Source organism: Streptomyces sp. NPDC087859 (assembly GCF_044742595.1).
Lineage (GTDB): Bacteria > Actinomycetota > Actinomycetes > Streptomycetales > Streptomycetaceae > Streptomyces > Streptomyces canus_F.
Map to the genome: position 1 here is coordinate 169,671 of NZ_JBIUUU010000022.1, position 19,951 is coordinate 189,621.

22 protein-coding genes and 1 pseudogene are annotated in these 19,951 nt (G+C 71.7%); 13 read left to right on the top strand and 10 right to left on the bottom strand.

Annotation, left to right across the window (positions count from 1 at the left end; all coding sequences use genetic code 11):
- Positions 1-26: 26 nt before the first annotated feature.
- Positions 27-431: a hypothetical protein gene (locus ACIOHP_RS41375; protein WP_401895567.1), complete on the bottom strand. Its 405-nt coding sequence runs from the start codon at positions 429-431 to the stop codon at positions 27-29.
- 419 nt (positions 432-850) lie between these two features.
- On the opposite strand from ACIOHP_RS41375, the gene ACIOHP_RS41380 reads away from it, so the two are divergent.
- Both ACIOHP_RS41380 and ACIOHP_RS41385 read left to right on the top strand, forming a co-directional pair.
- On the top strand, positions 851-2,005 hold the full coding sequence (locus ACIOHP_RS41380) for a betaine/proline/choline family ABC transporter ATP-binding protein (protein ID WP_361549817.1): 1,155 nt from the start codon (positions 851-853) through the stop codon (positions 2,003-2,005).
- 186 nt (positions 2,006-2,191) lie between these two features.
- Positions 2,192-2,599, top strand: a complete 408-nt coding sequence (locus ACIOHP_RS41385; protein WP_401895570.1) for a DUF3224 domain-containing protein — start codon at positions 2,192-2,194, stop codon at positions 2,597-2,599.
- Between the two features lies 1 nt (position 2,600).
- On the opposite strand, the gene ACIOHP_RS41390 is transcribed toward ACIOHP_RS41385, so the two are convergent.
- The 5 genes from ACIOHP_RS41390 to ACIOHP_RS41410 form a co-directional block, all read right to left on the bottom strand.
- Positions 2,601-3,488, bottom strand: coding sequence for a hypothetical protein (locus ACIOHP_RS41390; RefSeq protein ID WP_401895573.1), 888 nt, complete (start codon positions 3,486-3,488; stop codon positions 2,601-2,603).
- Between the two features lie 128 nt (positions 3,489-3,616).
- Complete coding sequence (locus tag ACIOHP_RS41395; protein WP_401895575.1) at positions 3,617-4,189, bottom strand: hypothetical protein; 573 nt, start codon at positions 4,187-4,189, stop codon at positions 3,617-3,619.
- A gap of 30 nt (positions 4,190-4,219) precedes the next feature.
- Positions 4,220-5,155 (bottom strand): ABC transporter substrate-binding protein, encoded by a 936-nt coding sequence (locus tag ACIOHP_RS41400; RefSeq protein ID WP_401895578.1) that lies wholly within the window; start codon positions 5,153-5,155, stop codon positions 4,220-4,222.
- The gene (locus ACIOHP_RS41405; RefSeq protein ID WP_401895580.1) at positions 5,152-5,823 is read right to left on the bottom strand and encodes an ABC transporter permease; all 672 of its coding nucleotides are present in this window, start codon (positions 5,821-5,823) and stop codon (positions 5,152-5,154) included. Before ACIOHP_RS41405 ends, ACIOHP_RS41400 begins: the two co-directional genes overlap by 4 nt.
- Complete coding sequence (locus ACIOHP_RS41410; RefSeq protein ID WP_401895582.1) at positions 5,820-6,500, bottom strand: ABC transporter permease; 681 nt, start codon at positions 6,498-6,500, stop codon at positions 5,820-5,822. The genes ACIOHP_RS41405 and ACIOHP_RS41410 overlap by 4 nt, the downstream gene beginning before the upstream one ends.
- A gap of 167 nt (positions 6,501-6,667) precedes the next feature.
- Between ACIOHP_RS41410 and ACIOHP_RS41415 the strand changes: the two genes are divergently transcribed.
- From ACIOHP_RS41415 to ACIOHP_RS41435, 5 genes are all read left to right on the top strand, one after another.
- Positions 6,668-7,453: an ABC transporter ATP-binding protein gene (locus ACIOHP_RS41415; RefSeq protein WP_401895583.1), complete on the top strand. Its 786-nt coding sequence runs from the start codon at positions 6,668-6,670 to the stop codon at positions 7,451-7,453.
- A gap of 3 nt (positions 7,454-7,456) precedes the next feature.
- Complete coding sequence (locus ACIOHP_RS41420; protein ID WP_401895585.1) at positions 7,457-8,770, top strand: FtsX-like permease family protein; 1,314 nt, start codon at positions 7,457-7,459, stop codon at positions 8,768-8,770.
- Positions 8,771-8,986: 216 nt separating this feature from the next.
- Positions 8,987-9,844 carry an AAA family ATPase gene (locus ACIOHP_RS41425; RefSeq protein WP_401895588.1) on the top strand — a complete coding sequence of 286 codons (858 nt, stop codon included), beginning with the start codon at positions 8,987-8,989 and terminating at the stop codon, positions 9,842-9,844.
- Entirely contained in the window at positions 9,841-11,193 is a 1,353-nt protein-coding gene (locus tag ACIOHP_RS41430; RefSeq protein WP_401895591.1) for a VWA domain-containing protein, read from the top strand. Before ACIOHP_RS41425 ends, ACIOHP_RS41430 begins: the two co-directional genes overlap by 4 nt.
- Before the next feature lie 17 nt (positions 11,194-11,210).
- Positions 11,211-11,927: a hypothetical protein gene (locus tag ACIOHP_RS41435; RefSeq protein WP_401895593.1), complete on the top strand. Its 717-nt coding sequence runs from the start codon at positions 11,211-11,213 to the stop codon at positions 11,925-11,927.
- A 54-nt stretch (positions 11,928-11,981) separates the two neighbouring features.
- Here the strand turns inward: ACIOHP_RS41435 and ACIOHP_RS41440 are convergent, their stop codons facing one another.
- Positions 11,982-12,347: a cupin domain-containing protein gene (locus tag ACIOHP_RS41440; protein WP_361549793.1), complete on the bottom strand. Its 366-nt coding sequence runs from the start codon at positions 12,345-12,347 to the stop codon at positions 11,982-11,984.
- 333 nt (positions 12,348-12,680) lie between these two features.
- Here ACIOHP_RS41440 and ACIOHP_RS41445 point away from each other — a divergent pair, with 333 nt between their 5' ends.
- Positions 12,681-13,889, top strand: a complete 1,209-nt coding sequence (locus tag ACIOHP_RS41445; RefSeq protein WP_401895596.1) for a cytochrome P450 — start codon at positions 12,681-12,683, stop codon at positions 13,887-13,889.
- Between the two features lie 60 nt (positions 13,890-13,949).
- On the opposite strand, the gene ACIOHP_RS41450 is transcribed toward ACIOHP_RS41445, so the two are convergent.
- Positions 13,950-14,663: an SDR family NAD(P)-dependent oxidoreductase gene (locus tag ACIOHP_RS41450; RefSeq protein WP_401895598.1), complete on the bottom strand. Its 714-nt coding sequence runs from the start codon at positions 14,661-14,663 to the stop codon at positions 13,950-13,952.
- A gap of 34 nt (positions 14,664-14,697) precedes the next feature.
- On the opposite strand from ACIOHP_RS41450, the pseudogene ACIOHP_RS41455 reads away from it, so the two are divergent.
- A pseudogene (locus ACIOHP_RS41455) lies at positions 14,698-15,150 on the top strand (zinc-binding dehydrogenase); the annotation flags it as partial.
- A 19-nt stretch (positions 15,151-15,169) separates the two neighbouring features.
- On the opposite strand, the gene ACIOHP_RS41460 reads toward ACIOHP_RS41455, so the two are convergent.
- Entirely contained in the window at positions 15,170-16,135 is a 966-nt protein-coding gene (locus ACIOHP_RS41460; protein ID WP_401895600.1) for a pirin family protein, read from the bottom strand.
- Positions 16,136-16,246: 111 nt separating this feature from the next.
- Between ACIOHP_RS41460 and ACIOHP_RS41465 the strand changes: the two genes are divergently transcribed.
- Genes ACIOHP_RS41465 through ACIOHP_RS41475 form a run of 3 tightly spaced genes read left to right on the top strand, consistent with a single transcriptional unit; the run spans position 16,247 to position 17,578 of the window.
- Positions 16,247-16,738 carry a MarR family transcriptional regulator gene (locus ACIOHP_RS41465; RefSeq protein ID WP_361549781.1) on the top strand — a complete coding sequence of 164 codons (492 nt, stop codon included), beginning with the start codon at positions 16,247-16,249 and terminating at the stop codon, positions 16,736-16,738.
- Positions 16,735-17,181, top strand: a complete 447-nt coding sequence (locus tag ACIOHP_RS41470; protein WP_401895602.1) for a MarR family transcriptional regulator — start codon at positions 16,735-16,737, stop codon at positions 17,179-17,181. Before ACIOHP_RS41465 ends, ACIOHP_RS41470 begins: the two co-directional genes overlap by 4 nt.
- A gap of 49 nt (positions 17,182-17,230) precedes the next feature.
- Positions 17,231-17,578, top strand: a complete 348-nt coding sequence (locus tag ACIOHP_RS41475) for a tetratricopeptide repeat protein (RefSeq protein ID WP_401895604.1) — start codon at positions 17,231-17,233, stop codon at positions 17,576-17,578.
- Positions 17,579-17,635: 57 nt separating this feature from the next.
- Here ACIOHP_RS41475 and ACIOHP_RS41480 read toward each other — a convergent pair whose 3' ends face one another.
- On the bottom strand, positions 17,636-19,033 hold the full coding sequence (locus tag ACIOHP_RS41480) for a PepSY-associated TM helix domain-containing protein (RefSeq protein ID WP_401895606.1): 1,398 nt from the start codon (positions 19,031-19,033) through the stop codon (positions 17,636-17,638).
- Positions 19,034-19,172: 139 nt separating this feature from the next.
- Between ACIOHP_RS41480 and ACIOHP_RS41485 the strand changes: the two genes are divergently transcribed.
- Complete coding sequence (locus ACIOHP_RS41485; protein ID WP_401895608.1) at positions 19,173-19,817, top strand: peptide deformylase; 645 nt, start codon at positions 19,173-19,175, stop codon at positions 19,815-19,817.
- Positions 19,818-19,951: the final 134 nt, after the last annotated feature.

A 19,951-nucleotide genomic window follows, 5' to 3' on the forward strand; every position in this document is an offset into this window, starting at 1 on the left:
GATCATGCGCAGGGTGAGAAGAAAGGTCAGTCATCGAGAGTCTCCCCGGCGGCCGCTCCGCCGAGCCCCTGCCGGTCCGCCCGGGCCGCCACCCGGCTCAGCACGGGATCGGTCGGCATGCCGAAGGTCAACCGGTCCAGGGCATCGCGGCGCTCGACGACGGGTTCCCTCCGGTCGGCGGGTGCGGCGGCCGCCAACCGGTCGAGCAGGGCCCGCAGTCGTCGTACAGCCTGCGGATTCGAGACGCCGGTGACGGTCTGGACGACGAGGGCGATGGCCGTGACGACGAAGCCGACGAGCGTGATCATGCCTCCGGCGACCGCGGCGAGAGTCGCCCGGGCCGTGGACGCGTCGAAGCCCAGGCCGTCCGCGGGCCGGTGCCGTTCCCAGCGGGGCAGGAGCCGGCCCAGAAGTGCCCCCGCGGTCACCATCAGGAGTGCGGCGCCGTGGCTGCGGGCGCGCCGGGCCCGTTGACTGCCTCGGCTGCTGTGCGCGCCGGGCGCGCAGGGGCTGCGTCACGAGCGGCCGGAGCCGGGTGGGCGGGACCCGCGCCGGTGCCGGGAGACGGTCGCCGCGGCATGGGCGCCGGGTCCGCCCGGGAGGGGCGGACGCTCGGAGTCCTGCGTGCTCATCGGCCTCCTCGGTCGCCGGTTCACCGGAGGGAACCTCGAGTGTCGGACGCGGTGGGAGTCCGGGCCAGCCGTGGCGGGCCGTCGGTGTGACACCCGCCGGGCCGCGCGGGCAGATCGGCGCGGGCCTCGGCCGAGGTGAACATCCACTTCCCGGACCACGCCAGCCGGTGGGACCTCACGGGAAGGCGGTGTGCGACGCGCGCCGTTAGCGTGAGTGCATGATCCGGTTCGAGCAGGTCAGCAAGCGGTATCCGGACGGTACGACGGCCGTGGACGACCTGAGTTTCGAGGTGTCCGAGGGTGAACTCGTCACGCTCGTGGGCCCGTCCGGCTGCGGCAAGACGACCACCATGATGATGGTCAACCGGCTGATCGAACCGACCTCGGGACGGATCCTCGTGAACGGCGACGACATCGCCGCTGTCGACCCGGTACGGCTGCGGCGCCGGATCGGGTACGTCATCCAGCAGGTCGGGCTCTTCCCGCACCGCACGGTCCTCGACAACACGGCGACCGTGCCGGCGCTGATCGGCTGGAAAAGAGCGAAGGCGCGGGCGCGCGCCGCAGAGCTCCTCGATCTGGTGGGCCTGGACCCGAAGCGCTACGGACCGCGCTATCCCGACCAGTTGTCCGGCGGACAGCGGCAGCGGGTCGGCGTGGCGCGGGCGCTGGCCGCCGATCCGCCGGTGCTGCTGATGGACGAACCGTTCGGCGCGGTCGACCCGGTGGTGCGGGAGCAGTTGCAGGACGAGTTCCTGCGGATGCAGGCCGCGGTGCGCAAGACGGTACTGCTGGTCACGCACGACATCGAGGAGGCGGTGCGCCTCGGCGACCGGATCGCCGTGTACGGGCAGGGCCGGATCGAGCAGTTCGACACGCCCGGGACGGTTCTCGGGGCGCCGGCGACGCCGTACGTGGCCGAGTTCGTGGGCGCGGACCGTGGGCTGAAGCGGCTCTCGGTCACCGACATCGAGGCCGCCGACCTGGAACAGCCGCCGCTGGCCCGCCCGGACGAACCGGCCGGGACCGCGGCGGCTCGGCTGGGAGCGGAGGGGGCGCGCTGGGCCGTCGTCCTGGACGACCAGGGCGAACTGCACGGCTGGGTCGGCGTCGACGACCTCGGGGCGGGCGGCACGGTGGGCGACCGCGCGCACCGGATGAACGCCTGGGTGCCGGTGGGCGCGCCGCTGAAGCAGGCGTTCGGCGTGATGCTCCAGCACGACGCGGGGTGGGTCGCGGTACTGGACGGGGCGCGTTTCCTTGGGGTGCTGACTCCGGCGAAGCTGCACGAGGCGCTGCGGAGGTCGGTGGACGCGGACGCGCTCGGGGTGGCGCGGGATCAGGTGCGGTTCGACTCGGTGGCCGACGCGTAGGCGCTCCGCCGGGTGCGCCGTGATGGTGGGTGCGCCGTGCTGGTGGGTGCGCCGTGCTGGTTGTCCGTCGTCTGCGGGTTCGTTGTGGCTGGTCGCGCAGTTCCCCGCGCCCCTGAAGGGCCCTGCGGGCCTCCGCAGGGGCGCGGACCGTGCGCTGTTGTCAGTGGGGCGCTCTACGCTCGCGGGATGAGAGCTTCGGGAACCTTCAAAGTCGCGGACTTCACGCCTGCCTCGGTACCGGCCCCGGCGATCGAGACGGCCGTGCCCGTCGGGGTCGCCACCATGGAGAAGGAGTACGAGGGGGAGGTCGCCGGGCGGTCGGCGACCCTGTTCACCGCCGCGTACGACCAGGCGTCCGGGGTCGGCACGTATGTGGCGATGGAGTCCTTCGAGGGCTCGCTGAACGGGCGGGCGGGCGCGTTCAATTTCGCGCACTCCGCGACGACCCTGGGCACGGGCCGGCAGAACGAGTTCTTCGTCGTGGTCCCGGGCAGCAGCACGGGCGCACTGAGCGGGATCACCGGGTCCGGCGGCATGACGGTCGACGAGGACGGCACGCACCGGGTGTGGTTCGACTACGAGCTGGACGCGTAGCTCACGAGCCCTTGCCCGGTCGGCGGGTCGCGTCGCGGCCCAGGATGCCGAAGGCCCAGCGTTCGTTGAAGCCCGCCACGAAGCCGATGGCGCACCAGAAGCCCCAGAAGTCGGTGCCCTTGACGGCGGAGCCGGAGCTGCCCGGGGCCGGGCAGATCTCGGCCGCCGTGGCGGGCGGCTGGAAGACCGGCACGATGCCTCCGCTGAACAGGAAGTAGACGGCCAGCGCCAGGACCCAGCCGACGAAGACCCGGTAGAGGCCCTCGTGGCGCATGCTGCGGGCCATCTGGCCGGGGACGACCACGCCCTCGCGCCCGTTGGTCTGCCGGCGCGCGAGCTGGTCGGCGCTGCCCCGCAGCCGTACGAGGACGCTGAGCACCGCGCCGAACGCGCCGACCCCTCCGCACACGACGGCACCCAGCAGGCTCCAGCGGTTGGTGCAGTTGAGCGTCACGCCCATCGCCCCGAGCAGACCCACGCCCCACAGCAGCGGTGCGGCGAGCAGCAGCAGGCTGAGGGCGGAGCCCAGACCGAGGCCGATGTTGAGGCCCCGGCTGACGGCCGTCGCGCTGTCCTGCGCCAGCCGGCCCCTCAGGTCGGCGATCTCCTGGTCGAGGTACTCCGCCAGATGTTCGTTGGGCTTCTGGTCACCGAGCCGCGGGTCCGTCAGCGCGTTGCCGAGCACCCGCACCACGGTCACGCGCGCCGACACCCTCGTCCGGTGTTCGAAGGCGCGCTGCGAGGCCCCGTAGAGCAGTTGCAGCTGGAGCTGCTGCTCGGGATACAGATCACCGAACTCAAGGTAGGCACGGTCGAAGCCGGCCGGCACCACGTCGACGAGTCCCCCGGGCCACAGCTCGGTGTCCGCCCCGTCGACCGATTCACGCATTCCCCGCCACCACGGATGGCGGTCTCCCCCGTTGTTGTCCCCCATGAACCGGGTGTACCCGCTCGGCCGGGCCCCGGGAAGCCTCCCCACCGCACCAGTACGGTCACCGTCGTCACGGAGCCGTCACGTCAGCTGTAGACGATCGGGCAGCCGCGGCGCAGGGAGTGCTGGGCGGCGCGGAGGTACAGCGCCACGTAGAAGGAGGCGTCCAGGTCCTGGCCCCATGGTCCGGGACGGGCGGCCACCGTCTCCTTCGCCGATCCGTCCAGGAACCAGGAGGTCAGGCCGAGATTGCCGCTCATGACGGGCAGCATGGGAGGCAGTCCGATCGCCGACGCCAGCCGTTGGGCGAGTGCCAGCACCTGGGGTGCTCCCGCGACCACGGTCGTGTCCGTGTAGGCGGAGCCGACCGGCAGCGGTATCTCCTCGTCCAGGGACACCGGCACCAGTACCGACCAGCCGCAGAGCGTCTCCTCCTCGTCGCGCGTCAGATGCGCACGGCACAGCTCGACGAATCCGTCCATGGAAGGGCTCAGCTTCTCCCCGAACTCAAGGGCGTGGCTCTCCTGCGGAACGAACGGGTACGGCGGCAGACCACGCCTGCTCAACTCCTCGTCGAGCCCCGAGGCGATCTCGCCGTAACCACCCTCGTGGTCACCGCGCCAATCCCGTGCGTCGACACTGACCAGATAGACACCCATGGCCGCAATGTACGGCGCCCCACTGACATCTCACTTCAGCAGCCCCTTGTCCTCCAGATATGTCCTGGCCACGTCCTTCGCCAACCGCCGCCAGCTGTCCACCTGTTGGTTCATGGAGGCCAGGTCGGCCGTCGTCAGGACGTCGTTCAGCTTGCCGAGTGCCTTGGTGACCCCCTCGCTGCCGGCGCGGGAGCGGTTGACGACGGGGACGACGTAGTCGGCGTTCTGGAGGTGTTTGTCGTCGGCGAGGAGGACCAGACCGAATTCCGTGAGGGTGGCGTCGGTCGTGGTGGTCAGCACCATCTGGTCCCGGCCGCTCTGCACAGCCTTCTTGGCCTGGGTGGTGCCGACGCCCTTGGGGTCGACGCCGGTGATGTCGATGCCGTAGGTCTTCTTCAACCCCGGTTCGCAGTAGGGCCGTTGGACACACTCGTCACCGGCGGCGAGCCGCACCTCCAGACCCGAGGCGCCGAGCTCGCTCAGGGTCTTCAGATCGTGCTGCCGGGCGTAGGCGGCGCTCACGGCGAAGGCGTTCTGGTCGACGGCCCTGCCCGCGTCCAGGACCGTGAGTCCGCGCGGTGCGGCCAGTCGGCGCAGGGCCGTCATCGTGGCGTCGAGGTCGGGTGAGCCGACCGGGGCCGCGTCGGCGCCGTTGGTCTTGGCGTTGAGCCAGTCGGCGAAGGTGGCCGCGTACTCGGGTACGACGTCGATCTGGCCGGATTCCAGGGCCGGTTCGTACAGTTCGCGGTTGGCGACGGTGAGCAGCGACGTCTTGTACCCGGCCCGGTCCAGCAGCAGCGCGTACATCTGGGCGAGGAGGTCGCTCTCGGTGAACCCGGCGGAGCCGACGGTCAGTTGGTGGCTGTCGCCGGGAGCGGCGGTGACCGCGCCCTTGGTCTCCAGGGAGGGGCCCGTGGAGCAGCCGGTCAGCAGGAGGACGAGGGCCGTCGCCGCGCGTCGCCTCATCGCGTCCCCCTCGACCAGCGGGGCGCCAGTCGCTCGGCGATCTCGAAGACGCCCTCCACGATCAGCGCGAACGCCGCGACGAGCACCGCTCCGGCCACCACCTGCGGCGTACTGGCGAGGTTGAAGCCCGCCGTGATGATCCGGCCCAGCCCTCCCCCGCCCGCCAGCGCGGCGATCGTGGCCGTCGCGACGAGCTGGACGGCGGCGATGCGCACGCCGGTCAGCACCATGGGCAGCGCCAGGGGCAGTTCCACCTGCAACAGCATCTGGCGCCCCGTCATGCCCATCCCCCGGGCCGCCCGGACGACACTGCGGTCCACCTCGCGCATTCCGACGTATGCGTTGGTGAGCAGGGGCGGGAGGGCGAACAGCACCAGGGCGACGACCGTCGGGCCCTCCCCCCAGTCCCCGACGGGGGTCAGCAGCAGAAGGACCAGCACGGCGAACGTGGGGACCGCGCGGCCGATGTTGGAGATGTTGACCGCCAGGGCGCCGCCCTTGCCGAGGTGGCCGAGGACGAGGGCCACCGGGAGGGCGATGAGACAGCTGATGACCAGGCAGACGACGGTGAGGACGAGGTGTTGCAGCAGCCGGTGCCAGATGCCGTCGTCGCCCGCCCAGTGGGCTGAGTCGGTGAGCCAGTCCCAGGCGTCGGTCAGGGTGGTCATCCGCGGGCCGCCCTCGTCCACGGGGTGATCAGCCACTGCACGCCCAGGAGCAGCACATCGGCCGCGACGGCGATCACGACGCACAGGACGGAGGCGGTGAGGACCTGTGCCTTGAAGTAGGTGTTCATGCCGGCGTAGATGAGGTTCCCCAGTCCGCCGAAGCCCACGATCGCGCCCACCGTCACCAGCGACACCGCGGAGACCACGGCGATGCGCAGGCCGGCCATCGCGGCGGGCAGGGCGAGCGGTAGTTCGACGGTGAGGAGGAGGCGGACCGGGCCGTAGCCCATGCCGCGGGCGGCCTGCCGGGTCTCCTCGGGGACGGCCCGCAGCCCGGCGAGGATGTTCCGTACGAGCAGGGTGAGCGAGTAGAGGACGAGGCCGGCCACGACCAGGCCGGCGGAGAGTCCGTACACGGGCAGGAGCAGGGAGAACATCGCCAGGGACGGGATCGTGTAGAGGATCGTCGTGGCGCCGAGGACGGGACCGGCCGCCCAGCCCCAGCGGCGCGCCAGCACGGCGAGCGGCAGGGCGATGACGAGGCCGATGAGCACCGAGACCGCGGTGAGTTCCAGGTGCTGCGCGACCGCGTCGAGGAGGATCTGCCGGCGGGTGCTCAGATACTCGCCGCAGATCCACTCGTTGCGCGCGAGGCAGTCGTCCGGGGGCGCGGTCACGACTCCATTGCACCGGCGGGCCAGGGGGTCGGCTCGTTGGGGTGACCCGTACGGGGTGTCGCTGGGTACACCCCCCGATACGGGTTCTGGGCCCAGTGTGGTCCCCGCGACATCTCCGTAATTTCTCTGTCAGGGCACACGGAGTGCCGGACCGAGAGGTGATGACGATGTTTCGCACAGGCTCGCGACGCACGCACGACACGGGACCCGCCGACGAGGCGCTGCGGCTGGTCAAGGTCACCAGGACCTATGGCAGCGACGACAGCGCCGTCACCGCTCTGGACGGCGTCACGCTCAGCCTGGGCCGGGGCACCTTCACCGCGGTGATGGGCCCGTCGGGTTCCGGCAAGTCGACGCTGTTGCAGTGCGCGGCGGGGCTGGACCGGCCCGACAGCGGCATCGTCGTCGTGGACGGCACCGAGCTGACGGGCGGCGGCGAGGCCGAGCTGACGAAGTTCCGGCGGGGCCGGATCGGGTTCGTGTTCCAGCAGTACAACCTGCTGGAGACGCTGACCGTCGCGCAGAACACGGTGCTGCCGCTCAAGCTGGCCGGGCGGCGCGTCGACCGGAAGCGGGCCCGGGAGATCCTGACCCAGGTCGGTCTCGGCGACCGGCTCGGGCACCGTCCCGACCAGTTGTCCGGCGGTCAGCGGCAGCGGGTCGCGATCGCCCGGGCGCTGGTCGCGGAGCCCCGGGTGATCTTCGCGGACGAGCCGACGGGTGCCCTGGACACGCGCAGCGCGCGGGATGTGCTGCGGCTGCTCCAGGAGGCGGTGCGGGTGCATGGGCGGACCGTGGTGATGGTGACGCACGACCCGGTCGCCGCCTCGTACGCCGACTCGGTGCTGTTCCTCGCCGACGGACGGCTGGCCGGCGGGCTGACCGCGCCGACCGCGGACGCGGTGGCCGAGCGCCTCGCGCACCTGGGCGACGACGTGACGGCGGGGGTGTGAGCCATGTTCGTACTGGCCATGCGGTCGATCCGGCAACGCCCGGGACGGTTCCTCGCGACGCTGCTGTCCGCCTTCCTCGGCGCGGCGATCATCATGACGTTCAACTCGATGCACGATACGGCGGCGCAAAGCGGCGTCGACTCGGTGAGCGCGGAGACGCTGACGACCGCGGCGAGCGTGGTCGGGGGGTACGGCTCTGTGCTGGTTTTCTTCGCGGTGGCCTCCACGCTCACGGTCAACGTGCGCCAGCGGGCGGCCGAGGTGGAGCTGCTGCGCTGCTCGGGAGCGACGCCGGCGCAGATCAAGCGGATGGTGGTCGGTGAGGCGGTGGCCGTCGCCCTGGTGGGTGCCGCGCTGGCCATCGGCCCGGCGATGCTCGGCGGCCAGGCGCTGCTGGACGTGTTCCAGGACAACGGTCAGGTGGCGGCCTCGGTCGACCACGCCTTCGGTCCGATCGCGTTGATGTCGGGAGTCGGCATCACACTGCTCGCCGCCGGGGGCGCCGCGTTCCTCGCGGTACGCCGGGTGACGAAGGGACAGCGCCGACGGCACGGCCGGGCGCGGACGTTCCTCACCTGCGCCGCTCTCGTGGTCGGCGCCCTGTCGGCCACCTCCACCTTCGCCTTCTCCGGCACGGACGAGGCGCTGATGGCACCGCCGGCGTACGGGGCGATCCTGCTGTCGGTGGGGCTCGCGATGACGGCACCGCGGCTCCTCGAGGGAGTCCTGGACCGGCTGCACCTGTCGGGTGCGGCGGGCTGGCTGGCCGTGCGCAATCTGCGGGAGCGGGCCGGGCACCTCGCCGGGATCCTGATGTCGCTGATCCTGTTCACGGCGATGGCCACGGCCACGCTCACCATGCAGGCGGTGGAGAGCGACGCCATCGAGGCCTCGGGGCTGGTGAAGACGGTGGACGCGAAGAACCTGGAGACGCTGAACTACACGGTCGTCGGGATCATCGTGGTCTTCGTCTGCGTGATGCTGGTCAACTCGCTGTACGCGGCGACCACTTACCGCGTCCGGGAGTTCGGCCAGCAGCGGCTGGCGGGGGCGACGCCGAACCAGGTGCTCGGTGTGGTCGGGGCCGAGACGCTGGTCCTGACGGTCACCGGAGTCCTCTTCGGCACGGTCGCCGCACTGGCGGGGATCGTTCCCTTCACCGTGGTGCGCACCGACTCGGTGCTGCCGGGTCAGGCCTTCGGCATCTGGCTCGCGGTGGTGTCGGTCGCCGTGGTGGTGACGCTGGGGACGAGTCTGGCGACGGCCCGCAAGGTGCTGCGCACACCGGCGACGGAAGCGGTGGGACTGGCCGCCTGAGAAGGACGTACGGGGTGAGGGGCGGCTGCTTCGGCAGCCGCCCCTCACCTGTCGTCGGTCGTCGGCGGTCCGGGCTTGCGCCTCGACGCCGATGTGCACACCGTCACGCCGCGAGAGCCCGGCCGACCCCGGATCCGGGGTGACACGAGCGCTGAACAAGCGCTTAGATAGGTGGACTGCCCTGGACTGCTCACGCCGCCGACCTGGAGGCCCCCGTTGTTCACTTCCGTCGACGACGTCTCCGCGCGCCTCGCCGAGACCGGCTATCTCGCCTCGCCCTCGGTCGCCACGACCGTCTTCCTGGCCGACCGGCTCGGCAAGCCACTCCTGGTGGAGGGCCCCGCCGGGGTCGGCAAGACGGAGCTCGCCAAGGCCGTCGCCCAGGTGGCGGGGGCGGAGCTGATACGGCTGCAGTGCTACGAGGGCGTCGACGAGTCCCGGGCGCTGTACGAGTGGAACCACGCCAAGCAGCTGCTGCGGATCAGCGCGGGCCGCGACGAGACGTGGGACGAGACCCGCACGGACATCTTCAGCGAGGAGTTCCTCCTCACCCGCCCGCTGCTGACGGCGATCCGCGGCGACGAACCGAAGGTCCTGCTGATCGACGAGACCGACAAGGCGGACGTCGAGGTCGAGGGCCTGCTCCTGGAGGTGCTGAGCGACTTCCAGGTCACGGTGCCGGAGCTGGGCACGATCACCGCCACCCGCCGCCCCTTCGTCGTCCTCACCTCCAACGCGAGCCGCGAGCTGTCCGAAGCGCTGCGCCGCCGCTGCCTGTTCCTCCACATCGGCTTCCCCGAGGAGGAGCTGGAGCGCCGGATCGTACGGCTGAAGGTGCCGGGGCTCGACGCGGCGCTGGCCGAGTCGGTGGTCCGGGTGGTGGGTGCGCTGCGGGCGATGGACCTGCGCAAGGTGCCGTCGGTCGCGGAGACCATCGACTGGGCGCACACCCTCCTCGCGCTCGGCGCCGACACGCTCGACGAGAGCGTCGTACGCGACACCCTGGGCGTCCTCCTCAAGCATCAGGACGACGTCCTCAAGGCGGCGGCGAAGCTCGATCTGGACGCGCTGTGAGCACACCGGTCGCCGAGCGGCTCACGTCGCTCGTCGCCGCCCTGCGCGCCCACGGCATCCGCGTCGGCACCGGCGAGACGGTGGACGCCGCCCAGGCGATGGCGGCGCTCGGCCTCGCGGACCGGGAGCTGCTGCGCGAGGGGCTGGCGGCGACGCTGCTGCACGGCACGGCCCAACGGCCGGTGTTCGACCCGGTCTTCGACCTCTACTTCCCGCGGGGCGTCGGCGCGCCCGAGACCGGCGCCACGAGCCGCGACGGTCTGCGTGACCGGCTGGCGGCCGCCCTCGCCGCGGGCGACGAGGCCATGATGGCCCGGTTGGCGGTCGAAGCCGTCGACGGCTTCGGCGGATACGGCTCCTCCCCCGCCTCGGACGGCTGGTCGTCGTACCAGGCCCTCGAACGGGTCCGCCCGCAGACGCTGCTCGCCCGCGTCCGCGCGGATGTCCGTGCGCAGGGCGGGAGTTCGGGGTTCGCCGACCGGCTGCTCGACGACGAGATCCGGCGGCGTATCGAGTCCTTCCGCGCGTTGGTGGCTACGGAGGCACGGCGTCGGGTGGCGGAGCGGCGTGATCGGGACGAGATCGCCCGGCGTGCGGTGCGGCCCACGGCCGACCGGGTCGACTTCCTGTTCGCCGGTAAGGCCCAACTGGCCGAGCTGCGCAGGACGGTTCAGCCGCTGGCGCGGAAGCTGGCCACACGGCTGGCGGCCCGTCGGCGCCGGGCGGCCCGGGGCACGATCGATCTGCGGCGGACCCTGCGCGGTTCGCTGTCGACCGGCGGGGTGCCGATGAAGCCGGTCCTGCGCAGACGCCGCCCGGCGCGGCCCGAACTGGTGCTGCTGTGCGATGTGTCGGGCTCGGTCTCCGGCTTCTCCGACTTCACGATGCTGCTGGTGCAGGCCCTGCACGACCAGTTCAGCAAGGTGCGGGTGTTCGCCTTCGTCAACCGGATCGACGAGGTGACGGGGCTGCTGGAGCACGGCGCGGCCGACGCGGCGGGGCTCGGCGCCCGGATCCGGTCGGAGGCGGCGCTCACGGGCTATCACGGCAGCAGTGACTACGGCATGGCGCTGGGCGAGTTCGCGGAGCGCTACGGCGACGCGGTCGGCCCGCGCACGACCGTGTTCGTCCTCGGGGACGCCCGGACGAACATGAGCGACCCCAACCTCGCGGCCGTCCGGCAGATCTCCGAACGGGCCCGGCGCGTCTACTGGTTGAACCCCGAGCAGCACGCGCAGTGGGGTACCGGCGACTCGGCCGCGCCGGAGTACGCCGAGCTCGTCGAGATGCACGAGTGCCGCAACGCCAAGCAGCTGGGCACGCTGGTGGGGCGGCTCCTGCCGATCTGAGCCTCCATACTGTGCGGATGGACACGCAGGCCGGACAGGACGCCCGACGCTGGCTGGCGGAGGCCGGTGTCACGCAGGTCGGCGACGACGCGTGGAACGACGGCGACACTCCCGGGAGGCAGCTCACCGCCAACGAAATCGCCCACTCCTGGGCGGGACAGGCCTTCACCGACGAACGTCTGGATGTGGCAGGGCAGTTGGGGCTGGCGTTCGGGCTGCTGGATCTCCTCGACGACTACTGGGTGACCTGCGAGATCCGGTTCGCCGACCGAGGCCCGGGCGGCCCGCTGCCGTCCGACATCCTCTGGGACGGCTACCGGCGGCGCCTGGAGGCCCCAGAGGCGGCCGACGCCGTGACCTACTCGCTGTGGGCCGACTGGTTCGAGGACCGCGACACCTGCGAGGCCGCCTTCGCCGAAGTGCTCGGGCGCGACGCCGGCCGCCTGCGGACCGACAGCCCGGAGGCGCTGCTCCGCCGGGCCCGCCGCGTCCTGGAGTGCTCGGGCCCGGTCCCCTGGGCGGTGAAGGAGAGCGCGTACGGCATCGCCGCTCGCCTCCAGGCACTGCACGCGGCGCTCTTCGAGGGCCTGCTGGGCAGTCACCGCGACGTCTACGGTGACCTCGACCCGTCTGCCGCTCTGAAACTCCTCACCGGGCTGAGCCTGCCGGCGGACACCGCGCACCTGGCGGAACTGCGCGCCGCGCTCACCTCCGGGCACAGCGCGGCGCGATAGGCCGCGAGGCAGGCCTTCACCTGCCCGTACGCTCGCCGGCAGGGGTCCCGAAGGTCAGCCGTCGCTCTTCTTGGCGTAGTCCTTGGCCATGCCGCCCGCGAAGTCGTAGACGACGCACTGCTCGTCGCCCACCACCCAGGCGTCGTGCCCGGCCGAGACCACGAAGACATCGCCGGGACCCAACTCGCCCTCGTCGCCGTCGTCCATGCGGATGTGCATCCTGCCCTGGACCACATAGCCGTTGTGGTGGACCTCGCAGCTGCTGGTCCCCGCGAGGGGCGCCACGGACTCGGACCAGCGCCAGCCCGGTTCGAACGTCCCGACAGCGAAGTCGAGGCCCGTCAGATGGACGGCTTCCAGATGCCCTCGGGGGAAGTCCCGCCGCTCGTCCGGCTTGTCGAGGATCTTCATCTCCAGCATGTCGACGCTCCCTTCAGATCGCTCGCTCGGGCAGTCTCCGTCCCCCGGCCACCGCACGCGGCACCGGCGGGGGTCGAGCCCCACCACTCCATCGTCCGCCCGTCAAGCGGGAGCCGCCATTCGGGTGGCCCGCGCCCCGGGGCCACCCGGGAACCGTCGACGCGAGAGCAGGATCGCGCTCATTCGCATCTCCCACAGGACACATGGCGAGATCACTGCCCTCCGCCCGCGTGATCCGGCCAGATCCGGCTCCTGTCAGCCCGATGACCGGGAGTTGTCAGCTTCGCGGACTTCCATGACGCCCACTCCCTTCCCCCCACCCCGAGGAGTGAGATGACCGACACCGTTCCCGACTTCCCGATGGCGCGTGCGGCCGACTGCCCCTTCGCCCCGCCCCCGGAGATGCTGCGGCTGCGGAGCGAGCGGCCCGTCGCCCGCGTCCGGCTGTGGGACGGCAGCACCCCCTGGCTCGTCACGCGCTACGAGGACCAGCGGGCGCTGTACGGCGACGCGCGGCTCAGCGTCGATCCCCGGCGGCCGGGATTCCCCCACTTCAGCGCGGCCTTCCAGGAGGCCTACTCCCAGATGCCGCCGTCCTTCCTCAACATGGACGACCCCGATCACGCGCGCATACGTCGCATGGTCACCGGCCCCTTCACCGTCAAGCGCATCGAGGCCATGCGCCCGGCCGTGCAGCGCATGACCGACCGGTTCATCGACACGATGCTGGCCGGCCCGAACCCCGCCGACCTGGTGGAGGCGCTGGCACTGCCGCTCCCGTCGCTGGTGATCTGCGAACTGCTCGGAGTTCCGTACGACGACCACGAGTTCTTCCAGAGCAGGAGCCAGGTGGGCGTCCGCCGGGACGCCTCCGTGGAGGAATCGAGGGCCGCGAGCGGGGAGCTGCTCCAGTACCTGGACGAGCAGCTCCAGGCGAAGCTCGCCACCCCGGGCGACGACATGCTCTCCGACCTGGCCGCCCGGATGAGGGACGGCGACCTCGGCCGCCTCGACGCCGCGATGCTGGGCCTCTTGCTGCTCGGCGCGGGCCATGAGACCACCGCCAACATGATCGCGCTCGGTGTCCTGGCCCTCCTGGAACACCCCGACCAGCTGGCGCTCGTCCGCGACACCGACGATCCCAAGGTCGTCGCGGGTGCCGTCGAGGAGATGCTGCGCTACTTGACGGTGGTCCACAACGGCCAGCGCCGCGTGGTCCTGGAGGACCTCGAGATCGGCGGCGAGACCCTCCGCGCCGGAGAGGGCGTCATCATCCCCGGCGCCACCGGCAACTGGGAGCCCGACCGCTTCCCGGACCCCGCCCGCCTCGACGTCACCCGCGACGCCCGCCGCCACATGGCCTTCGGCTTCGGCATCCACCAGTGCCTGGGCCAGCCGCTGGCCCGCCTGGAACTCCAGGTCGTCTACAGCACCCTCCTGCGCCGCGTCCCGACCCTGCGGCGGGCGGTCGAACTGGACAAGATCCCGTTCAAGGACGACGGGGTGGTGTACGGGGTCTACGAGCTGCCCGTGACCTGGTAGCCGCCGGTCACGCGACGCCGACCCGGCGTGTCCTCCTGTCTGTCCCTGTGGGTGTCACGCTCAGTCGAGGCGGACGCCCGTGCGGCTCTCCAGCGCTTGGAGCAGGCGGGCCTGGAACTCCGCGTCCTGGGCTGCGGGGTGGGGTGACTGCGGCCGCCGGTGGTACCAGTAGCCGCCGGTCCGCGGGGTCACGTCGGGGTGGGTGGCGAGCCATGTCTGTGTCCGGTGGCCGGCGGTGAGGTCGTCCGGGGCGCCCGCGCCGCCCATGCGAGTGGGGACCCAACCGGGGTCGACCGCATGGCTGGTGGTGCCGTCCCAGCGGGAGGCGAGGGCGAGCGCGAGGGTGGTGACCCACAGCTTGGTGTCGTCGTAGGCGGCGCTCGCGGTGGACAGCTCTCGCAGCTCGGTGGAGCCGGTCCGGTGCATCGAGCTGCTGAGGTAGATGAGCCGGGCCGGCTTGTCCATCAACGCCGTGAGCACGTACGGCGCGACGGTGTTGACGGTGACCGCGTCCGGAACGTGCATGGTGCCGGCGTTGTGGATGACGGCGTCGAAGCGGCCGAATGCGGCGGCCTGCCGGGCGACGCCGGGGATCTCGTCCGGCTGGGCGAGGTCCCCGGTGATGACGCCGCGCCACCGGGCCGCGTCGTCCGGGCCGGTGAGACGGGACGGGTTGCGCACATGGACGACCACGTCGTGGCCGTCGTCGGCCAGCGCGTCCGCCGTGTCGCGCCCGAGCCCGCTGGATGCTCCGGTCACCAGGATCAGTGCCATGTCGGTGTCCTTTTCTCTGTGGCGTGCCGAGTCTCAATTCATCGCGATGTCCCGCCACTCCGAGCGCCAGGAGCTGGCCCGCTTCTACGGCGCGACCGACATCGTCGAGGAACGCGGTGACGAGGGCGTCGCGAAGATCAAGGAGCTCACCGGCGGGCTCGGCGCGCACTCGGTGGTCGAGGCCGTCGGCACCCAGGAGTCGACGATGCAGGCGATCGGCGCCACCCGCCCCGGCGGCCACATGGGCTTCGTCGGCGTCAACTACGACGTCGCCATCCGCGGCTTCGACCTCTTCCTCGCCGGCATCCACCTGGAGGGCGGCCCCGCCCCGGTACGCCGGTTCCTGCCCGACCAGATCCAGCTCATCTGGGACCGCAGGATCGACCCCGGCAAGGTCTTCGACCTCACCCTGCCCCTCGAAGAGGCCGCCGAGGGCTACCGGGCCATGGACGAGCGCCGCGCCACGAAGGTGCTCCTCACCCTGTGACCGGCGCGGGATCCGCGGCTCAGCGCACCCGTCCGCGCGGCTTCAGCGGCACCGGCGGCAGTGCGGGAGCGGGCAGGGGAGCACCGTCGTAGCCCTTGACCTCGCCGAAGCGTGAACCGGCCGTCCAGTCCGCACGGGCCTGTTCGATCTCCTGCTGGGTGCGGCCGATGAAGTTCCAGAACATGATGAGCTCTTCCTCGAACGGCTCACCGCCCAGGAGCATCAGGGACGCCTCCGACTCGGCGCGCAACGGCAGTTCGGTGCGGCCGCAGCCGAGGTAGAGCATGGAGCCGGGCAGGACCGGAACGCCGTCCACCCGCGCCTCGCCGGACATGGACAGGACGGCGTACTCGAAGTCCGGTTCCAGCGGGAGGCGTACGTCCGCGCCGCGGGCGAGGGTCAGGTCGGCGCCGACGATGGGGGTGTACGTCGTTCCGGGCGAGGTCGCGCCGTCGAGGGCGCCGAGGATCAGGGTGGCCGAGAGGCCGGGTGCCGTGACGACCGGCAGTTCGGCGTGGTGCTCGAAGCGCGGGTCGGTGTGGCGGTCACTGTCGGGGAGGGCCACCCACAGCTGGGCGCCGTGCAGGTAGCGGGCGTGCGACTTGGGGCTCTCCTCGGAGTGGCTGATGGCCCGCCCGGAGGTCATCAGGCCCAGCTCGCGCGGGCGGATCGTCTGGAGGCTGCCGGTCGAGTCGCGGTGCAGCACCTCGCCCTGGTGCAGCCAGCTCACCGTCTGCAGGCCCATGTGCGGGTGGGGCGGCACCTGCATACCGGGCTCGTCGGCGATGTCGTCGGGGCCGTAGTGGTCGACGAAGCACCAGGCGCCGACCATGCGGCGCCCCAGGTTGGGCAGCAGCCGGCGGACCTCGGTGGACTCGCCGAGCTTGACGGTTCGCGGGCTGAGGAGTTCGCGAACGGGCTCCGCCACCACGAAGCCGCGGCCGCCGCACAGGGCGGGAACCGACTCGCGATCAAGATTGCTCATGGCGCCCAACCTAGCCCCGCGAGAGGCGTCCCGTCAGTCCGTCGTCCGGGCCGTCCGGGCCCGTTCGAAAAATAGTAGCCATGTACATAGTAGCCATGTACTGTATTTGTCATGAGCGAGGGTTCCGAAAAGGCGACACCCGGATTCCTGGTGTGGCGACTGTCGATGAAGTGGCGGACCGCGGTGGACCGCGCAATGGCTCCGCTGGGACTCACCCACGCGCAGTACTCGCTGGTGGCGTCCCTGTACGGCATGCAGCGCGCCGGTGAGCGCCCCAGTCAGCGGCGCCTCGCCGACCATGTGGGACTGGAGCCGCTGTACGTGTCCAAGCTGGCGCGCTCCCTGGAGTCCGCGGGCCTCCTGGAGCGCACCCGTGACCCCCGCGACCCCCGCGCCGTGCAACTGGCCCTCACCGAGCAGGGCCGCGACACGACCCGGCAGGCCATCAAGGTCGTCCAGGGCCTCCTGGAGCAGTTGTTGACACCGTTCGGCGGCCTGGACAGCGAGCGCACCCGGGACTTCAAGCACGACCTCGTGACCCTGCTCGACGCACCTCTGGATCCACTCGCCGTCACCGGCGAGCCCGACAAGGAGCAGTCATGACCACCACCACTCCCCTGCTCAACCCCCGCGTCATAGCCCTGGCCCACTACGCCGCCCGCGGCGTCCTGGAGCGGGTGCTGACCCGCCACGGCGTGACGTTCCAGCAGTCCGTCACCCTGCGGGTCGTGGCCGTCGCCGACGGACCCGTCGAGCGGAGCCGGCTCGTCGACAGTGTCGTCGGTTCACTGAAGATCGGCGCCACGGAGGCCCACGCCGTGGTCGACGAGCTGATCGCCGCGAAGCTGGTGGCTCCGCGGGAGCCGTCACAGGTGCGGATCACGGACGCCGGACGGGAGCTGTACGAGAGGACGTCCGCCGAGACCGCGCCCATCACGGCCCGGATCTACGACGGCATCCCGACGGAGGACCTCGCCGTCTCCGGACGCGTGCTGACCCTCATCACCGACCGGGCCGACGCCGAGCTCGCGACCCTCGACAAGTAGTGGAAAATTGAACCAACTCTCTCCGTTGACGGCCCCGAAGGAGGTCGAAGTGGAGACGACGTACTACGACCACGGAACACCGGCGGAGCGCTGGGAGCGCGCGCGGATGTTCTTCGACGCCAGGGACTACGCCGCCGCGGCACGCGTTCTGGACGGGCTGGTCGAGGAGGTTCCGGAGCAGACCGGACCCCGGCTGCTGCTGGCCCGCTCCTACTACCACTCGGCCCAACTGCGCCGCGCGGAGGACGAGTTGCGCACCATCGTGGAGCGCGACCCGGTGGAGCAGTACGCCCGTCTGATGCTGGGCCGCACTTTGGAGCGGCAGGGGCGGCACGCGGAGGCCGGGCCGCACATCCGCCTCGCCTCCGCGCTCGCGGGTGACTTCGACACGCTCTGAGCACGACAGCAGGGGCCCGGTTCCGCCACGGAACCGGGCCCCTGTGCTGCCGTACGGTCAGGCCGCCGCGCCGGCGCGCCTCCCCCGCCGGTGGCTGATCTCCCCGAGGACGATGTCGACGACGAGGAACCCGGCCAGCGGAATACCGAGGAGCGGGACGTAGTACCCGAGGACCGCGATGCCCGCCACGCACGGCAGCAGGATCAGCGGGGGCACCTTCTGCCACGCCCCGCGCGGGATCGGACGGCCGAAGGCGGAGCCCCGCCCGCGCTGCCACCACATCCGGTAGCCCCACACGATCAACAGGATCAGGGAGAGCGCGAGCAGCATCAGGGCGATCTGGTTGACCAGGCCGAACAGGACACCCGTGTGCAGGTCGATGCCCCAGCGGGTCAGCTTGGCCAGGACCGGGTAGTCGGCGAACCGCAGCACGTCGGTGACCTCGCCGGAGGTCGGGTCGACGGCCACCGCGTCCTGCTTCGTCGGGTAGCTGCGCCCCACCTGCTTCACCACGTACGTCGACGAGGCATCGGCGGGCGGGACGATCTCGACCGGATCGCCGAGTCCCTCGGACCGCGCCGCCGCCAGGATCTTGTCGAGGCCGACGCCGTGCTCGGCGTCCCCGGCCGCGGTGGACGCGCCGTGCCCGGAGTGGTCGCCACCCGTGCTCGCGGAGATCGACGGGGTGGCCTGGTGCAGCGAGGAGCGCAGTACGTCGATGTTGGCGCCGGCGTAGGTGGACCAGGTCAGACCGGTCACCGACAGGAAGAGGAACCCGGCGGCGGCCCAGGCGCCGACGCCGCCGTGCAGGCCGAGGGTGCGGCGCCGCCCGCTGGTCCCGCGCAGCTTGCGCTGGGCCCGGCGGCGGGTGAACCACATGACCAGGCCGGCGCTCGCGATCACCCACAGCCAGCTCGCCGCGAACTCGCTGTAGAGGCGGCCGGTCTCGCCGAGGTGCAGATTGCGGTGGAGCTCGGAGATCCAGGTGCGCAGGGGCAGTGCGCCGGTGGAGCCGTACTGTTCGAGGGCGCCTTGGACCTCGGCGGTGTACGGGTCGACGAAGACGGCGAGGGTGTGGTCGGCGTCGACGCCCTTGACTCCGGACAGCAGGACCCGGGTCGTCGCGTCGTCCTGCGGGGAGGGGCGGACGGCCGCGACGGTGCCCTCGGGGTGGGCCTCGCGGGCGGCGGTGACCTGCTCGGAGATGGGCAGCTTGGTGTCGCCGACCGCGGAGACGGTCAACTCGTCGGCGTAGACGATCTTCTCGGCCTGGAAGGAAGCGGCGTAGAGGAGTCCGGTGCAGGCGGCCACCAGAAGGAACGGCGCGACGAGCAGTCCGGCGTAGAAGTGCAGGCGCAGCAGCAGGGGGCGGAGCGGTGCCCAACTGCTGCGTGACGGCGTCGGATCGGCGGCTTTCGGGGCCTCGTCCGTGGTCCTCGTGAGAGCGGAGGTCATCGGCGGTTCTTTTCTGGGGCAGGGGACGTTTCTCGGCTGTACCGGTCCAGTAGTCGGGGGAGGAGGCCTTCGAGTTCCCGGGGGCTGAAGTGACCTGCGTCACACAAAGGTGGGCTGGAGGGCATGGCATCCTGGCGCGATGGCAACTCCCCGTCATCACGCGCCCCTTGCCGGGCTGGTCGAGGAACTCCTGGCGGGCGACGGCCCGCTGCCGATCGTGGCGGCCGGTGATCCGGTCCTGCGGCGCGGGACCGAGCGGTTCGAGGGGCAGCTGGACTCCGCGCTGCTGGCCCGGTTCGTCGAGGCGCTGCGGATCACCATGCACGCGGCGCCGGGTGTGGGCCTGGCGGCTCCGCAGGTCGGCGTGCCCCTGCGGATCGCGGTGATCGAGGACCCGGCGCCGGTGCCGGACGAGATCAGGGTGGCGCGCGGACGGGTGCCGCAGCCGTTCCGGGTGCTGGTCAATCCGTCGTACGAGGCGGTCGGCACCGCGCGTGCCGGGTTCTTCGAGGGCTGTCTGAGCGTGCCGGGCTGGCAGGCGGTCGTGGCGCGCCACGCCGAGGTGCGGCTGACGGGCGAGGACGAGCACGGGCACGCCGTGGACGAGGTGTTCTCCGGGTGGCCGGCGCGGATCGTGCAGCACGAGACCGACCACCTCGACGGCCTGCTCTACCTCGACCGGGCGGAGCTGCGGTCGCTGTCCTCGGGCCAGGCGATGGCGGAGCGATGGGCACAGCCGACGCCGGCGGAGGCGGCCGAGTCACTGGGCTTCACACTGCCGTAGCGGACGGTGAACCGGGGGCGTGCCGGGGGGGGGGGGGGGGGGGGTCCCAGACGACCCCCCCCCGCCGGGTGGCCCCCCCGGGGGGGCGTTTTGGCGGGAGCGCTCCACCCGCCCCCGCCCCCCCACCCGGAAAG

Excerpts from the sequence above, each read along its gene's own strand:
- ACIOHP_RS41375 (WP_401895567.1), bottom strand. The coding sequence starts at position 431 with ATGGTGACCGCGGGGGCACTTCTGGGCCGGCTCCTGCCCCGCTGGGAA.
- ACIOHP_RS41380 (WP_361549817.1), top strand. The coding sequence starts at position 851 with ATGATCCGGTTCGAGCAGGTCAGCAAGCGGTATCCGGACGGTACGACG.
- ACIOHP_RS41385 (WP_401895570.1), top strand. The coding sequence starts at position 2,192 with ATGAGAGCTTCGGGAACCTTCAAAGTCGCGGACTTCACGCCTGCCTCG.
- ACIOHP_RS41390 (WP_401895573.1), bottom strand. The coding sequence starts at position 3,488 with ATGCGTGAATCGGTCGACGGGGCGGACACCGAGCTGTGGCCCGGGGGA.
- ACIOHP_RS41395 (WP_401895575.1), bottom strand. The coding sequence starts at position 4,189 with ATGGGTGTCTATCTGGTCAGTGTCGACGCACGGGATTGGCGCGGTGAC.
- ACIOHP_RS41400 (WP_401895578.1), bottom strand. The coding sequence starts at position 5,155 with ATGAGGCGACGCGCGGCGACGGCCCTCGTCCTCCTGCTGACCGGCTGC.
- ACIOHP_RS41405 (WP_401895580.1), bottom strand. The coding sequence starts at position 5,823 with ATGACCACCCTGACCGACGCCTGGGACTGGCTCACCGACTCAGCCCAC.
- ACIOHP_RS41415 (WP_401895583.1), top strand. The coding sequence starts at position 6,668 with ATGTTTCGCACAGGCTCGCGACGCACGCACGACACGGGACCCGCCGAC.
- ACIOHP_RS41420 (WP_401895585.1), top strand. The coding sequence starts at position 7,457 with ATGTTCGTACTGGCCATGCGGTCGATCCGGCAACGCCCGGGACGGTTC.
- ACIOHP_RS41435 (WP_401895593.1), top strand. The coding sequence starts at position 11,211 with ATGGACACGCAGGCCGGACAGGACGCCCGACGCTGGCTGGCGGAGGCC.
- ACIOHP_RS41440 (WP_361549793.1), bottom strand. The coding sequence starts at position 12,347 with ATGCTGGAGATGAAGATCCTCGACAAGCCGGACGAGCGGCGGGACTTC.
- ACIOHP_RS41445 (WP_401895596.1), top strand. The coding sequence starts at position 12,681 with ATGACCGACACCGTTCCCGACTTCCCGATGGCGCGTGCGGCCGACTGC.
- ACIOHP_RS41450 (WP_401895598.1), bottom strand. The coding sequence starts at position 14,663 with ATGGCACTGATCCTGGTGACCGGAGCATCCAGCGGGCTCGGGCGCGAC.
- ACIOHP_RS41460 (WP_401895600.1), bottom strand. The coding sequence starts at position 16,135 with ATGAGCAATCTTGATCGCGAGTCGGTTCCCGCCCTGTGCGGCGGCCGC.
- ACIOHP_RS41465 (WP_361549781.1), top strand. The coding sequence starts at position 16,247 with ATGAGCGAGGGTTCCGAAAAGGCGACACCCGGATTCCTGGTGTGGCGA.
- ACIOHP_RS41470 (WP_401895602.1), top strand. The coding sequence starts at position 16,735 with ATGACCACCACCACTCCCCTGCTCAACCCCCGCGTCATAGCCCTGGCC.
- ACIOHP_RS41480 (WP_401895606.1), bottom strand. The coding sequence starts at position 19,033 with ATGACCTCCGCTCTCACGAGGACCACGGACGAGGCCCCGAAAGCCGCC.
- ACIOHP_RS41485 (WP_401895608.1), top strand. The coding sequence starts at position 19,173 with ATGGCAACTCCCCGTCATCACGCGCCCCTTGCCGGGCTGGTCGAGGAA.